At 71.4% G+C, this 15,260-nt stretch carries 10 protein-coding genes; all 10 read left to right on the forward strand.

What is annotated here, in order from left to right; all coding sequences use genetic code 11:
- Positions 1-2,525: tetratricopeptide repeat-containing protein kinase family protein (locus tag VF794_RS05215; protein WP_331108068.1), on the forward strand; the 2,525-nt coding region annotated here is incomplete at its 5' end.
- 46 nt (positions 2,526-2,571) lie between these two features.
- Positions 2,572-3,318 (forward strand): TIGR02269 family lipoprotein, encoded by a 747-nt coding sequence (locus VF794_RS05220; RefSeq protein ID WP_331108069.1) that lies wholly within the window; start codon positions 2,572-2,574, stop codon positions 3,316-3,318.
- A 7-nt stretch (positions 3,319-3,325) separates the two neighbouring features.
- Entirely contained in the window at positions 3,326-4,048 is a 723-nt protein-coding gene (locus VF794_RS05225; RefSeq protein ID WP_331108070.1) for a double-CXXCG motif protein, read from the forward strand.
- An 81-nt stretch (positions 4,049-4,129) separates the two neighbouring features.
- Entirely contained in the window at positions 4,130-7,174 is a 3,045-nt protein-coding gene (locus VF794_RS05230) for a chitobiase/beta-hexosaminidase C-terminal domain-containing protein (RefSeq protein ID WP_331108071.1), read from the forward strand.
- A 206-nt stretch (positions 7,175-7,380) separates the two neighbouring features.
- On the forward strand, positions 7,381-8,634 hold the full coding sequence (locus tag VF794_RS05235; protein ID WP_331108072.1) for a hybrid sensor histidine kinase/response regulator: 1,254 nt from the start codon (positions 7,381-7,383) through the stop codon (positions 8,632-8,634).
- Positions 8,635-8,777: 143 nt separating this feature from the next.
- Positions 8,778-9,086 (forward strand): hypothetical protein, encoded by a 309-nt coding sequence (locus VF794_RS05240; RefSeq protein ID WP_331108073.1) that lies wholly within the window; start codon positions 8,778-8,780, stop codon positions 9,084-9,086.
- 88 nt (positions 9,087-9,174) lie between these two features.
- On the forward strand, positions 9,175-11,781 hold the full coding sequence (locus VF794_RS05245; protein WP_331108074.1) for a GAF domain-containing protein: 2,607 nt from the start codon (positions 9,175-9,177) through the stop codon (positions 11,779-11,781).
- Between the two features lie 40 nt (positions 11,782-11,821).
- Entirely contained in the window at positions 11,822-12,583 is a 762-nt protein-coding gene (locus VF794_RS05250; RefSeq protein ID WP_331108075.1) for a tetratricopeptide repeat protein, read from the forward strand.
- 283 nt (positions 12,584-12,866) lie between these two features.
- A complete protein-coding gene (locus tag VF794_RS05255; RefSeq protein WP_331108076.1) occupies positions 12,867-13,736 on the forward strand; it encodes a hypothetical protein in 870 nt (289 codons plus the stop codon).
- Positions 13,737-13,783: 47 nt separating this feature from the next.
- Positions 13,784-15,205, forward strand: a complete 1,422-nt coding sequence (locus VF794_RS05260) for a hypothetical protein (protein WP_331108077.1) — start codon at positions 13,784-13,786, stop codon at positions 15,203-15,205.
- The last annotated feature ends 55 nt before the right edge of the window (positions 15,206-15,260 follow it).

Below are 15,260 nucleotides of genomic sequence, written 5' to 3' on the forward strand. Positions count from 1 at the left end.
TCTTCGACATCGGCGACCACGGGGACCGGGTCTTCATCGCGCTGGAGCTGGTGGAGGGCCGCACGCTGCGCCAGTGGCTCAAGGAGACGCCGCGGCGCTCGCAGGAAGTGGTGGACGTGCTCACCCTGGCCGGCCGGGGACTGGCGGCCGCGCACGCCGCGGGGCTGGTGCACCGCGACTTCAAGCCGGACAACGTACTGGTGGGCCGGGACGGGCGGGTGCTCGTCTATGACTTCGGCCTCGCGTGCGAGCAGGGCACCAGCACGCCCGGCGCCCCCACCCCGGTGGACCTGGCCGCCATCCTCGGCTCCGAGCCCCTCTCGCCGGACGCCGCCGCCCCCTCCGGGCAGAGCACCCGCGAGCCGCGCGAGACGCCGGTGACACGCGCCGGCCACATCATGGGCACCCCGGGCTACATGGCCCCCGAGCAGTACCGCCCGGAAGCCGTCGTCACCGCCCACGCCGACCAGTTCAGCTTCTGCGCCACCCTCTATTACGCCCTCTACCGCGAGCACGCCTTCGAGGGCAGCGGGGCCGCGGCGCTCGCCCGCGCCACGCTGGAGGGCCGGGTGCGTCCCCCCTCGCGCGAGGCCCGCGTGCCGGGCTGGGTGCGGGAGGTCGTCCTCAAGGGCCTCAGCCAGCAGCCGCAGGACCGCCATGCCTCGCTGGAGGTGCTGCTGGAGGCGCTGCACGACGATCCCCGGGTGCGCCGCCGGCGCCGGGTGTTCATCGGCGTGGCCGCGGGCTTCCTGCTGGCCACCGTGGCGGGGGCCGCGAGCGAGTGGCACGAGCGCAGGAGCCTGTGCCAGGGCGTGGAGGAGCAGCTGGCCGGGGTGTGGGACCCCGAGCGCCAACGAGCCGTGGAGAAGGCCTTCCTCGCCACCGGGCAGCCCTACGCGGCGGATGCCTGGGTCGGGGTGAAGGCCGCGATCGGGGCGTACGCCTCGGACTGGGTGGGCCAGCGCCAGAAGGCGTGCGAGGCCACGCGGCTCCAGGGGGTGGCCACCGAGGAGCTGCTCACCGCGCGCACCGCCTGCCTGGAGCGCCGACGCTCCGAGCTCAAGGCCCTCACCGACGTGCTCTCCGAGGCGGATGCCGCCGTGGTGGAGCGCTCCGTGGAGGCCGTGCGCGGCCTGGCCGAGCTGCGCCCCTGTGAGGACGTGGATCCGCTCGCCCTGCGCGCCTCGCTCCCCCCGGACGCCCAGGCGGCCGCCCGGGTGGAGGAGCTGCGCGCCTCGCTCGCCCGCGCCCGCGCCCTGCGCGCCTCCGGGCAGTACTCCGCCGGGCTCGCGGTGATGGCGCCCGTGACCACCGAGGCGCGGACGCTCGGCTACCGCCCCCTGGTGGCCGAGGCCCTGCTGGAGCTGGGGCAACAGCAGCTGGGCCTGGGAGACGCGGGGGCGGAGCGCAACCTGAAGGAGGCCGCGTGGACGGCCGACGAGGTGCGGCTCGACGAGGTGCGGGCCGAGGCGATGGTGGCCCTCACGGAGCTGGTGGCCTACGACGCCGCGCGCGTGCCGGACGGGCATGACTGGTACCACCAGGCCCGCGCGCTGCTGGTGCGCACCCGGCGCCAGGGGCGGCTGCTGGCCGAGCTCGAGAGCGCCCATGGGGTGGTGTACTCCGCCCAGGGGGACGCGGCGGCGGCCGAGGCCTCGCAGCGCAACGCGCTCGTCGTGCTGGAGCAGGCGGCCAGCGCGCCGGGGTCGGCCGGGGACGGCCACGAGACCGCGGTGGTGCTGCGCCGGCTGGGCAACACGCTCTCGGCCCAGGGGCGCCACGCGGAGGCGCTGCCCGTATACGAGCGAGCGCGCGTGGCCTTCGTGAAGGCGCTCGGCGGCGAGCACCCGCGCGTGGGCAGCACCCTGGTGAACATCGGCACCACGCTGAGCGCCCTGGGCCGCCACGACGAGGCGCTGGAGCCCCTGAGGCAGGGCGTGGGCATCCTGGAGCGCACGCTGCCGGTGCGCCACCCGTTCCGCGCGGTGGCGCTGGACGCGCTGGGGGCGGCGCTGTGGCGGGAGGGCAAGCCGGACGAGGCGGTGCGGGTGCTGCGCCGGGCGGTGGAGGCGGCGGAGCAGACGCGCGGGCCGACGCACCCGGACGTGGCGCAGCCGTGCAGCACGCTGGGGCAGGTGCTGGTGGAGGCGGGGCGGGCCTCCGAGGCGGTGGAAGTGCTGGAGCGCGCGGTGGGGATCCGCGAGCGGACGCTCGGGCCGAAGCACCCGGAGCTGGCCGCTCCGCTCACGGGCCTGGGCGAGGCGCTGCTGAAGCTGGGCCGAGCCTCCGAGGCACTCACGCCGCTGGAGCGGGCCCTGGCGCTGCGCGAGTCCCATACGCTGGTGTCGGTGGAGCTGTCCGAGACGCGCTTCGCCCTGGCGCGAGCGCTGTGGGAGTCGCGCAAGGACACGACGCGGGCGCGGCAGCTGGCGCAGGTGGCCGAGAGCACCCTGGAGCAGCCCGGCACCGAGGCCCTGCGCGCCCGCATCCAGGCGTGGCTCGGCTCGCGCGTACCGCGCGGGTAGTGCTCCCGAGGCGTGGCGGTCAGCGTCGCGCGCTACCCTCGGTGTCATGCACACGCTGAGAGTCTGGGGACTGCTGTTCGGGATGCTGCTGGCCGGGTGCGCCGCCTCGGGCCCTTCACTGCGCGAGGAGGCGGAACTCGACGCAGCCTGCCCGGAGGAGGCTCACCCGGAGGCGGATTCGTGTCTCGCCTTCCTGTGTGACGAGGAGGTGTGCGGCTTCTTCCACTGCGAGGACGTAGCGGCGGTGGCCGCGAGCGAAGGCGCGGACGCGGCACCCGGGAGCGTGGTGCGGACGCGCGGTGGGGGTCCGAGCGCGGTGTCCCTGTACCCGCCCGGCTACAACCCCCAGCTGCGGCACCGGGGGCGACCCCTGTCAGCGCCGGAGCAACAGGGCGCCGTCTTCATCATCCCGTGGGGGAATCACCACCACCGTCACCTGCTGCCTGGCCAGAAGCAGCTCATCGAGGATGCGAATGCGAGGCTGAACCGGCCTCACGAGAAGCACCACATCTTCTCTCAGGCGTTCAAGAAATGGTTCGAAATCAGGGGCATCGACATCCACCAATGGACCATGCTCATCGAAACGGGTCTGCACAAACGCATCCACCGCGGTGAGAATGGCGGTCCTTGGAACGCGGCGTGGCGGCAGTTCATCCAGGAAAAACAGGGCCATGTCGTGACGAAGGAGGAGATCTGGAAGCACGCCTGGGAATTGTGCGTCCGGTTCGGACTGATGGCTCCCCTCCTTCCGTATTACGGTAAGACGCGACTGCCGCCTCCCATCGAGTTCTGAGGAGCAGATGAAGTTCTACAAGCTGGATTCCGTCCCGTATGGGACCTCGCGCTACAAGGGCGAGTACAGCGCTGAGCACCCGTGGGGCCTGCCGGGCTTGCAATGCCCCACCTGTGTCGGCTCCGTCGGGGATATGTCGGAAGTCTACCCGGACGTGGATTTATCCGGCCTGCCGGAGGCGAAGCAGCTCGAGAAGGCCTGGCTGGAAGAGGATCTCGAGCGATTCAAACGCCTGAGGGAAATCGTGCGGCCCCTGGTTCCCCCAGGAGCACCACTGGCTCCTGGCTCCCAATTCGGCCCGCTCGTGGGTTCGGCTCGGGGCAACTTCGCGCAGATCTCCCTACTGGATCCCTGGGCGGTCATCCTCCGCCGGGACGCCCTGGAGCAACTCCAGGCGGAGGGCCTGCGCGGACTCAAGGCGTGCCGCACCGGGCTGCGCTTCCGCCAGAGGAACGCGCCCGAATTGATGGAGCTGTACGTGGAGATGCACGGCCTGCTCCACCCGGATTGCCTGCCTCCGGGCAAGGTCTCCCCGTGCGGGACGTGCGGTGGCTACGCCTTCTCCCTGCCCAAGCAACCCCTGCTCGACAGGGCCTCGCTGCCGGAGCACCTGGACGTGTTCCGGCTGCGCAACTTCACCAGCGTCATCGTCCTCACCGAGCGCTTCGCCGACACCCTGCGCCGGCTCGGCTTCGAGGAGTTCTCCCTGCGCGAACTGCCCCCGCGCTGAGCCCTGGATGAAGCCGCTCTCGTCCCTGCTCGCCCGGCCTCCCTTGTCGTCCCACCGCTCCCGGTGACACCCTGCCGGCCCATGATTCACACCTGGACCGCCCGCTGTACCCTCGTCCTGCTCGCGCTTCAGCTCGCGAGCGCCTGCGGCGAGACGAAGCCGCCCCCGACCCCTCCGGCCAACACGGACACCACCGCCCCCTCCACCCGGGCCTCCCCGGCCGGCGGCGCGTACACCGGAGGCATCACCGTCTCGCTGCTATGCGAGGACGAGGGGGGCAGCGGCTGCGGCGCCACCTACTACACGCGGGACGGCTCCGAGCCCACGCGCGCCTCGCCCTCCTTCCGCGACGCCATCGCCTTGAGCTCGAACACCACGCTCCGCTTCTTCTCCGTGGACAAGCAGGGCAACGCCGAGCCCGTGAAGTCCGAGGTGTACACCTTCGGCTCCACCGGCACCGACACGCTCGCGCCCACCACCACCGCCTCGCCCGCTGGCGGCGTCCACGCCCAGCCCGTGCAGGTGACGCTCTCCTGCGCGGACTCGGGCGGCAGCGGCTGCAAGGCCACGTACTACACCCTGAACGGCACCGCGCCCACGCAGGCCTCGCCGCTCTACACCGGCGCCCTCACCCTCTCCACCACCACCACGCTCCGCTTCTTCTCCGTGGACGCCTCCGGCAACGCCGAGCTCGTCCGCACCGAGCGCTACGTCATCGACCTCGCCGCCCCCACCACCAGCGCCAACCCGCGGGGTGGCTCGTACAACGCCCGCCAGGGCGTGACGCTCTCCTGCGACGACGGCGTGGGCACCGGGTGCGTCGCCACGCACTACACCCTCGATGGCACCACGCCCACGCGGGAGTCGCCGCGCTACACCGCGGGCACCGTCCTCCCCCTCGCCTCCACCACCACCCTCAAGTTCTTCTCCGTGGACGCCGTCGGCAACGCCGAGCCCGTGCGCACCGAGTCCTATGTCCTCGACACCGTGGCGCCCACCGTCTCGGCCTCTCCGAAGGGCGGCGGCTATCGCACCGCGCAGAGCGTGACGCTGAGCTGCTCGGACGGCACCGGCACGGGCTGCGTCGGCGGCATCTGGTACACCCTCGATGGCTCCGAGCCCACCCCCGCCTCGGCCCTCTACTCCGCGCCCCTCTCCCTCTCCGCCAACACCACGCTCCGCTTCCTCACCCAGGACGCGGTGGGCAACAGCGCCTCGGGCTCGGAGGTGTACGTCATCGACACCCGCAAGCCCTCCACCTCGGCCTCCCCCAGGGGCGGCGACGTCTCGGGTCCCGTCAGCGTGACGCTCACCTGCGACGACGCGGGGGGCACCGGCTGCGACGGCACCTGGTACACCGTGGATGGCTCCACCCCCACGACGGGCTCCACGCGCTACACCTCGGCCCTCCCCCTCTCCTCCACCACCACGCTCCAGTTCTTCTCCATGGACAAGCTCGGCAACGTGGAGGACACGCGCACCGAGACGTATGTCTTCCCCGACCCGGCCGCGGACACTTCCGCGCAGATCGCCGCCGTGCGCGCCTCGCCCGAGGGTGCCATCAGCCTCCCCATCGACCGGGCGCTCGTCACCTACGTGAAGACGAAGGTGGGCACCGACCCCGCCGGCTTCTTCCTCCAGGCGCAGAAGAACGGCCCGGCCCTCTTCGTCGCGGTGGACCCCACCACGTTGTCCCCCTCCCCCCTGCCGGGTGACCGCGTGTCCCTCGTGGCCACCCAGAAGGCCGCGACGACCACGACGGCCGGGCAGGTGCGCGTGACGGGCCTCTCCTCCTTCGTCGTCCACGGCCGGGGCGAGTCCGTGACGCCCCTGCTCGTCGACGCGAGCACCGTGGACCTCGTCAGCCTCATCCCCGACTACGAGAGCGAGTACCTCACCGTCTCCGGGACACTCACCTCCACGTTCGGCAACTCCGGCGCCGAGCACCAGCAGGCCAACCTGTCCACGGTGGGCAACCCCAACGAGCCCGGCACCTCCACCTTCCTGAAGCTGCGCATGCCCTCCACGCTGCTGACGGCGCTCGTGTCCCGCCATGACGTCAACCAGGGCTGCTCCCTCACCGTCACCGCGCCCCTGTGGCGGTTCGGCTCGACGGCCCAGCCCTCCGCCTGGATGGAGCAGGACCTCCAGGTGCTGAGCTGCCCCGCTCCCCGGTTGCTCAACGCCGTGGCCACCAGCGCCACCTCGCTCACGCTCATCTTCGACCGCGCCCTCCGCCCGGCGAGCGTCCTGGCCAGCGGCGGCCAGTTCACCTTCGACAACGGGCTGAAGGCCACGGCCGCCACCGTGCTGGACCGCGAGGTGCGCCTCACCACCAGCACGCAGGTGAGCGGGACTGTCTACACGGTGACCGTGGCGGGCACCGTGCAGGATGTCATGGGCACGAGTGTGAACCCCACGGCCCGGAGCAAGGGCTTCATCGGTTTCAAGAAGCAGGCCGTGCTGCGCATCAACGAGGTGGCCCCCAACCTCGTCTCCTCCAGCGGGGCACCCATCCAGCGGGATGTCGTGGAGCTGTACGTGGTGCAGTCCGGCTTCACCGACAACATGAGCCTGACGACGGACAACTTCATCGTGGCGAGCCTGCCCCCGGTGGACGTCACGGCGGGCGACCTCATCGTGGTGCACTTGAGCCCGGACGCGGCGACGAACAGGGATGCCCCCGGCTCGGAGACGGCCAGCAAGAGCGAGTACCCCTCGGCGAGCTACGCCAGCAACTACGACACCGCGTGGGACTTCCACGGCAGCTCCAACGGCTTCATCGTGTATGCGAACACGGTGCTGCGCGTGAGGGACTCGGCGGGCAACACGCAGGATGCCGTGGCCTTCGTCCAGCCCGGCAACACCAGCGTCACCGGCTTCCCGCCCCTGCTCCAGGCCCTCCAGGCCGAGGGCCTCTGGCAGCCCCTCCATTGCAACGGAGCCCCGTGCACCTACAGCTCCGTCCCCTCGGCCCTCGACGTATCCGCCAGCTGGGGAGGCCTGTTCTCCAGTACCAGTAGCCGGTCCACCACGGTGTATCGGTTCGACAACCTCGACAGCGATTCGAGGAGCGACTGGACCGTGGGGGCGAGCTCGCTGGGCCTTCCCAACACCAACCCGTAGCCGTCGAGCCTCGACGGCCTCCCGCTCGGATTGGACCGTGGGACAAGCTCCCACCCAAGGCCCGGCTGGCACCAAGGCCCTCGGATGAAATCCGCCCGTGGGCTGTGTTCCAAAGGACGCACGGTGGACGTTGGGCAGGCGCTGAAGGGCTCGTGCCCATGCCTGCCCTCCGTGTCCTTTCTTCCTTCGTAGGGACAGGTGTCTTGGTGTCCAACAAGATTTCTCGGTTGGGGTCGTCGGTGGAGGTGTCGAGCGAGGAGCCGGTGCGTGCTCGCATCCTCCTGGTGGACGACATCCACGCGAACCTCATCGCCTTGCAAGCCATCCTGGAGCCCCTGGAGCAGGAGCTCGTGCTGGCCCGCTCGGGAGATGAAGCCCTCCTGGCACTCCTCCAGGATGACTTCGCCTGCATCCTCATGGACGTGCAGATGCCGGGGCTCACCGGCCTGGAGACGGCCGCCCTCATCCGCGAGCGCGAGCGCACCCGGCACATCCCCCTCATCTTCATCACCGCGCTCAGCCGCGAGGCGGCCTACATCACCCGCGGCTACGCCCAGGGGGCCGTGGACTTCCTGCTCAAGCCCGTGGATCCGGACATCCTGCGCTCCAAGGTGCGGGTGTTCGTGGACCTCTACCTGCGCGGCGAGCAGCTCAAGCGCCAGGCCTTGGAGCTCGCCGCGCACCGCCGTGCCCAGGAGGAGTTCCTGCGCGCGACCGAGCTGGAGCAACAGCTCGTGGGCATCGTGGGCCACGACATCCGCACGCCCTTGTCCGCCATCCTCGCCACGGCGCAGTCACAGCTCGCGTCGAACCAGCTCGCGCTGGCCCAGCGCACGGCCTTCGAGCGCGTGGCGCGCGGGGGCGAGCGCATCCGGCAGATCGTGGACCTGCTCCTGGACTTCACCCGCGCGCGCCTCGGTGGCGGTATCCCCGTGTCCCGCCGCACCGGGGACCTCAACGAGCTGTGCCGCAGAATCACCGACGAGCTCCAGGTGGCGCGCCCGGAGCGGAGCATCCAGTGCCACTTCTCGCGCGAGAGCCTCCTGGGGGAGTGGGACCTGGAGCGGCTGGCGCAGGTGGTCGCCAACCTGTTGGACAACGCGCTCAAGTACAGCCCCGAGGACACGCCGGTGCGGCTCTCCACCCGGGAAGAAGGGGTGGAGGCCGTCGTCCTCGAGGTGCACAACCAGGGCCCCCCCATCCCCGAGCACCTGCTGCCCTTGCTCTTCGAGCCGTTCCACCGCGGAGAGACGCCGGGCGAGCTGACCCGTACAAGCCTTGGACTAGGGCTCTACATCGCCCAGGACATCGTGCGCGCCCACGGGGGCTCCCTCACCGTGCGGTCCACGGCCGAGGCCGGCACCACGTTCCGCGTCTGCCTTTCGCGCCATCCCCGGCAGGCGGGACGTTTCAGTCCCTGTGATGAATTGCAGGATGACTCTCTCTCGCGGACCGCCTGAGAACCCCGCGGATTTCGGGTCCCCGGTAGTTCCGTCTCCGCGCCGCTTGGAAGAATTTTCAGGTGGCGGAGACGCCCTTCCGCCAAACCCTGAATTCCACTAGGGCCGTGGCTGGCGTGATTCGTGCTCTACCTCACTGCGAGATGAGTTCCTCCACCCCCTCCATCGCCTACACCATCGAAGTCAGCTCGATGGCCTGGAAGCAGCTCTCCTACCTCTCCCTGGAGAGCTACCAGCAGCTCCGGAGCGAGGTGGATGCGGTAGCCGCCAGGATGGCGAGCCTGGGGAAGCCCGCCCTGGTCTTCTTGAAGACCGTGTGCCAGGTCAGCCTCCTGTCGCTCGTGGTGGGGGAGTATGTGGTGCTCTACGACCTGGACCCCGAGCGCGGGCGGCTCACGCTCCAGGAGGTGGCACGCCGCCTCCCGGACGACAGCAGGGCCCAGGTCGGCTGACCCCGAGGTCGCCTGCCTGCTGGGTGGGCGAGCGGGGATGAAGCGCCCCCGAGACCCCCGGCGCGGGGGAGCGTTCGTACCTTAGGGCATGGCCGAGAGTCACCTCGAGGCGCGAGAGCGGCTGCGCCTGTGCGACTTCATCCGAGAGCACACGCCCCGCATCCTGGCGGAGTGGGAGCGGGAGCTCCGCGGCCACTCGCCTGCCCGGGCGCTCTCCCAGCCCCGGCTCCTCGACCATCTGCCGCACCTGCTCAATCGGGTCGCGAACGTGGTGGAGACTGTCCACACCGGCGAGCACCAGACGCTGGAGTCCTTTCCAGAGGTGCATGCGCTGGAGCGGCTGGAGGTGGGGTACGACCTGGAAGACGTGTCCCACGAGTACGCCGTGCTGCGGGAATGCGTCCTCCGGCTCTACGAGGCGCATGCCGAGCAGGTAGGGGTGGGGCCGCTGTCGCTCATGCTGCGGGAGGTGCGCCGCTTCAACCAGACGTTCGACGAGGCCCTCTCCACCGCCGTGTCCTGTTACGCGCGCACCCGCGAGCGAACCCTGATGGCCCTCGATCGCCTCTCCGAAGCGGCCTTGGGGACGGAGGAGTTGGAGACCTTCCTGCCGAAGCTGCTGCGCATCATCCTGGAGAGCACGGAGTCGGTGGATTGCGTCGCCCTGCTGCTGCGTGACGGAGAGGTCCTCCGGATGCGCGCGGCCGTGGGGGGGGAGCAGGACGTGGCCGCCGGCTTCAGCCTGCGGATCGGCGAGGGCTTCGCCGGGAAGATCGCCGCCGAGAGGCGCCCGCTGGAGGTGCGCTCGGCGGCGACGGATTCCCTGGTGAAGAGTCCCGCCCTGCGAGCCCAGGGCACCCGCGCCCTCTATGGGGTGCCGGTGCTGCACGAAGAGGCGGTGATCGGCGTGGCGCACATGGGCAGCCGCACGGCCTTCGAGTTCTCCAACGAGGACAAGCTCCTCTTCCGCGCCATGGTGATCCGGGTCACCGGCTTCCTCGTCCAGGCCCAGCTCGTCACGCGCGAGCGACAGGCGCGGGAGGCGTCCGAGCGGATGCTGGAGCGCGTGCGGGCTCAAGAGGCGCGCACGGCACGACTCCAGGAGGTGACGGCCGCCCTGTCACGGGCGCTCACCACCGACCAGGTGGCCCGGGTGGTGGTGGACAAGGTCGCGCGGGCCCTGGGGGCGGAGGCCGGCTCCATCGGCCTGCTCACCGAGGACGGCCAGCACTTCGAGATGCGGGGGGCCCTGGGCTACTCCGAGGAGATGATCCGCGGCTGGGAGCGCATCCCGGCGGACTCCCCGGTGATGTTCCGCGAGGCGGTCCGCACCGGGGCCCTCGTCCTCTACGAGACGCGGGAGTCCTTCCTGGCCGACTACCCCCAGTGGGCGAACGATCCCACCGTGAAGGCCCACCAGTCCTTCGCCACCCTACCCCTGCTGCTGGAGGACCGCGCCCTCGGGGCCCTCGGGCTGTCCTTTCGCGAGCGGCACTCCTTCACCCCGGAGGAACAGGACTACCTGCGCGTGCTCGCCGGCCAGTGCGCCCAGGCGCTGGAGCGCGGGCGCCTCTATGACGCCGAGCAGCGGGCACGCGCCGAAGCGCAGCGGGCCCTGGCGCGACTCAACCTGCTGATGGACACGGCCCCGGTGGGTCTCGGCTTCTGGGACGAGGAGTTGCGCTACGTGCACATCAACGGACGGCTGGCGGAGATGAACGGCCTGTCCGAGGCCGCGCACCTCGGGCGCACCGTGCGGGAGGTGCTGCCGGAACTCGCCCCCACCCTGGAGCCGCTCTTCCGCGAGGTGCTGGAGACGGGCCTGCCCCGGGTGCTGGAGGTGACAGGGGAGACCCCCGCGGCCCCTGGCGTCGAGCGGCACTGGCTGGTGAGCTACTACCCGGTCCGAGACGTGGACGGCACCTCCCTGGGGCTGGGCGGCGTGGTGGTGGAGATCACCGATCGCAAGCGTGTCGAGGAGGAGCTGCGGCGGACGGCGGAGTTCCGGGAGCGCTTCCTCGGCATCGTCAGCCATGACCTGCGCAACCCGCTCAACGCCATCCTCCTGTCCGCCAACACGTTGATGCACTCCGATTCCGTCATCAAACAGCACCTGAAGACGACCCGGCGCATCGCCACCAGCGCCGAGCGGATGGCGCGGATGATCGCCGACCTGCTCGACTTCACGCGAGGGCGGTTGGGGGGAGGCATCCCCGTCACCCCCCGGCCCGCCGATCTCCGCCACATCTGTCGGCACGTCGTGGAGGAGCTGGAGCTCGTCCATCCCGAGCGAACGGTGCGCCTGCGCACGCGCGGAGACTTCCAGGGCGAGTGGGACCCGGACCGGGTCGCCCAGCTCCTCGGCAACCTCGGCAAGAACGCGCTGGACTACAGCCGCGCGGACAGCATCGTGGACTTCGTGCTGCACGATGAAGGCGACACCGTGCGCGTGGAGATCCACAACGAGGGTGCCCCCATCCCGGCCGAGCAACTCCCGCACATCTTCGAGCCCTTCCGGCGTGCCACGGTGGACGGCGGGCGGCCCTCCACCAGCGGGCTGGGCCTGGGCCTCTTCATCGTCCACCAGATTGTCCGTGCCCACGGTGGCACCATCGAGGCACGCTCCACCGAGGCGGAGGGAACCACCATCGGCGTGCGGCTGCCTCGGCGGGCCGCCCCGGCTGGGGAGAGTTGACGGAGACAGGTAGGATGGGCGCCGTGACGGAGCGGAGGGAATGAGCGAGCGCAACGGGCGCGAGGCCTGGCTACCGGAGCTGGCCGAGCAGCTGCGCAAGGTGGACAAGCTGCGGCGGAGCGGGCGCTACGAGGAGGCACTCTCACGCATGCGCCAGCTCGCCGAGGTCCACCCCCGGCAGCTGCGCGTGCTGCTGGAGCTGGGGCTGACGCTCGGCGTGTGGGGCGGTGCCCCCGCCGAGGCCCTTCCCTGGTACGAGCGCGTCCTGGAGATGGCGCCGGGCCACGTGTCCGCGCAGCTCCACCGCGCCCTCGCGCTGGCCCGGCTGGGTCGCCACGCCGAGGCCGTGGCCGACTTCAACGCGCTCGAGGCCGTGGGCTACCGCAAGGCGCTCGTCCTTTATATGAAGCGCGCCGAGTCCCTCGAGGCCCTCGGCCGGCACCCCGAGGCCGAGCGGGACTGGACGCTCGCCCTCGCCGAGGACGCCGACAACCCCTGGCTGCTCCAGCAGCGCGCCGCCTCGCGGGCCCGGCTGGGTCGGCTGGAGGAAGCGGTCGCGGATCTCACCCGGGCCCTCGCCCCCCGGGAGGGTGAGGAGGTGGACGCGGAGCTGCTGCGCGACCGGGGCCTGCTGCGCGCTCGGCTGGGGGACACGGCCGGGGCCCGCGCGGACTTCGAGGCGGGGCTCGCCGCCCTGCGCACGGGAGATCCGCCCACGCTCGCGGAGGAGCTGCGCCAGCGGTTGTCGGAGGCGAGACTCATCGCGGGCGGAGGTTCGTCACGTGCCCGTGATCCAGCGTGAAGGTTGCCGCCGCCACGCTCTCCATCGGTACCCCAGGAAAGACACCCCTCCGGCCACCAGCGCGATGACCATCCAGAGGCCGAGGGTGCGGAGGTGCTCCCAGGTCATGAGGCCCCGGAGCCTACCGGCGGGGAATCCGGACGGCTTCGTGCCGCGAGGCGTGATGATGGATGGAGAGCAGATCGTGGCTCCTCGCCCACACGTCCGTGGGTCGTTGGCCGCGCTCGTACCGGAGGCAGCCCGGTGGTGGGTCTGGGCATGTCCCCTGCACGGAGCCGGGCGTATGGACTCATGGTCTCGTGCGTTGCTCGCCCTCCTGTGGCTCCTCGCCGTGGGAGCCCCCGGTACTCCCGCTTGGGCCGAGGAGTGCCCCGAGGCTCAGCAAGTCACCGTGGACCTCGCTTCGTGGATGAAGCAGGTCCGCGCCCAGCCGCCTCCCGCGCGGATGAAGCGGCTGCTGGCCACCCTCGGGCTCCCCCCGCTGCCCACCGTCGAGGCACTCGGGGAGGAGGAGTCCTGTCAGGAGGAACTGCCCCGGTTGCTCTCGCTCGAGCGCTTCCAGGTCCGGCTCTCCGATGCGCCCGAGGAGGAGCGCGTCCTCTGGCTGAGCTTCGCGTCCTGCGGCGACGAGGGCGGTGGCGGCCCGTCTCCGGATGTGGTGCGCGGGGTGGTGCTGCGACCGCTCGGGCCCGGGCGCTGGTGCCGCATCGAGGCCCCCTTCCTCAATGCCGACACCCGCTCGCCCTACAGCCAGTCGCCCTATCTGTGTGAGCCCCCCGAGTTCTCCTTCGTCCACCTCACCTCCGAGCGACACCGGGTCTTCCGCCTCGTCGAGACCGAGACCCCCTGCATGGGCTCCGCCGCGAGGCACGTCATCACCCGACGGCTCTCCTTCTGGGAGCTGAGGGGGACTCGGATGCGGCGGCTCTTCGAGACGACGCTCCTCCAGTCGCCCCTGTCGTCCCCGGGGCCGGGCTCCTCCAAGGTTCTCGAGGCGCGCGTCCGCATCGTGGGGGAGTCGTTCCCCCGCCAGCTCGCCGTCACCGAGCGCGTCTCGGAGATGTTCTCCGAGGAGCAGGGGGTCGCCCGGCACATGCGGTACCAATTGGACGAGGTGTCAGGCAGGTATGTGCGGCCCAAGGGGGGCCCGTAGAGCGCTTACGGGGCTCTCCCCGAGTGGGATATGAGGACTCCGCCCCGATGTCCTCCTCCCCGCGCTCCCCCACCGCCTGGGCCGCCCTCCTCTTCCTCGGCCTCACCTCCGCCACCTGGTGGCCGCATACCGATCTCGGGGACTCCCAGCTCTACCAGGTCGTTTCCCGCCACATGGTCGAGGACGACGCCTGGCTCTCGCTGCGCTACCTCCCCGACGTCCACGCCCGCTTCTTCGAGCACCTCCCCTTCGGGCTCTGGCCCTTCGCCCTCGTCATCCGCCTGCTCGGCGAGCCCGCCCTGCGCCCCCTCTGTGCCGTCTTCTCCCTGGGCACCCTGCTGCTCACCGGCTCCGTCGCCCGCCGCTCCGCCGGCACCTGGGCCGGGGTCACCGCCATGCTGGTGCTCGCCCTCCCCGATGGTTTCTTCATCCGCGGCGGCCACCCCTTCCTCGAGCCCCTCCTCCTCCTCCTCTCCACCGGCTCCGCCGTCCCGCTGTTGCTCGGCGTGCCCCGAGCCCGGGGCTGGCTCGTCTGTGGCCTGCTCGCCGCCGCCGCCTGCGCCGTGAAGGGCCCCTTCGGCCTGCTGCCCTTCGCCGGCACCGCCGTCGCCCGCGCCCTCGTCGAGCGCTCCTGGAAGGTGCTCGTCACCGGCACCCTGGTGGGCATCGCCGCCGCCGTTCCCACCGTCCTCTTCCTCGTCTTCAACGCCGAGTGGTGGGAGGGCTACGTCCACCACCAGGTGCTCGCCTCCGCCACCGGTGAGCGCACCGACGGGCAGCTCTCCTGGTACATCCCCTTTCGCACCCTCGTCAGCCGCTTCTGGCCCGGGCTGCCCCTGCTCGCCGCCGGAGTCGTGCTCGCCCTCGGCCGGCCCGCTCGCGCCTTGCGCGCCCTGCTCCCCGAGGGCACGCCGCACGCCGCCGAGGTCCGCCGCTCCGCCCGCGTGCTCCTCCTCGCGAGCCTCTTCGTCCTCTCCGCCCTCTGCATCCCCGGACGCAAGGTGTGGAACCACTCGCTCGTCGCCTTCCCGCTGCTCGCCATGCTCGTCGGCGTGGGGCTCGGCCCATGGTTGGAGACCCGGCTCGCCTCCCCTGAGAAAGCACGTCGTGCCCGACTCGGGCTGGCCGCGCTCGCGCTGATCGCCGTCGTCGCCTCCGTTGCCGGAGCGGGTCGACTGCTCTTCCCCCGACCCTGTCCCGCCGCGGGCCCGCTCTCCCCTCAGCTCGCGGACGTGTCCCCCGGCGCGTCCGTGCTGGTGGTGTCGCCCCGCCACGAGTGGACCACCGTCGCCGCCTTCGCCGTCGAGCGCCGCTGGTCCCCCTGGCGTCTCACCGAGCTCGGCCCCACGCTCGCCCCTGGAGGCCCCTCCGAGGCCCGCGTGGCCTTCGTCGCGGACGGGGCGCCCGTGAGCGACCCGGCCTGGCGCGAGGTGGGCCGCGATGGTCGCTGGCGACTGCTGCGCCGCTGAGACTCCGCTTTACAGCTCCCCGACTCAGCGCGCTCGCACCGACACGGTATAGGTG

The organism is Archangium sp. (assembly GCF_036389735.1).
In the GTDB taxonomy this organism is placed as follows: Bacteria; Myxococcota; Myxococcia; order Myxococcales; family Myxococcaceae; genus Archangium.

Bases quoted from the DNA above. Each gene is read 5' to 3' on its own strand.
- VF794_RS05255 (WP_331108076.1), top strand. From the start codon at position 12,867: ATGGACTCATGGTCTCGTGCGTTGCTCGCCCTCCTGTGGCTCCTCGCC.
- VF794_RS05230 (WP_331108071.1), top strand. From the start codon at position 4,130: ATGATTCACACCTGGACCGCCCGCTGTACCCTCGTCCTGCTCGCGCTT.
- VF794_RS05240 (WP_331108073.1), top strand. From the start codon at position 8,778: ATGAGTTCCTCCACCCCCTCCATCGCCTACACCATCGAAGTCAGCTCG.
- VF794_RS05225 (WP_331108070.1), top strand. From the start codon at position 3,326: ATGAAGTTCTACAAGCTGGATTCCGTCCCGTATGGGACCTCGCGCTAC.
- VF794_RS05220 (WP_331108069.1), top strand. From the start codon at position 2,572: ATGCACACGCTGAGAGTCTGGGGACTGCTGTTCGGGATGCTGCTGGCC.
- VF794_RS05260 (WP_331108077.1), top strand. From the start codon at position 13,784: ATGTCCTCCTCCCCGCGCTCCCCCACCGCCTGGGCCGCCCTCCTCTTC.
- VF794_RS05245 (WP_331108074.1), top strand. From the start codon at position 9,175: ATGGCCGAGAGTCACCTCGAGGCGCGAGAGCGGCTGCGCCTGTGCGAC.
- VF794_RS05250 (WP_331108075.1), top strand. From the start codon at position 11,822: ATGAGCGAGCGCAACGGGCGCGAGGCCTGGCTACCGGAGCTGGCCGAG.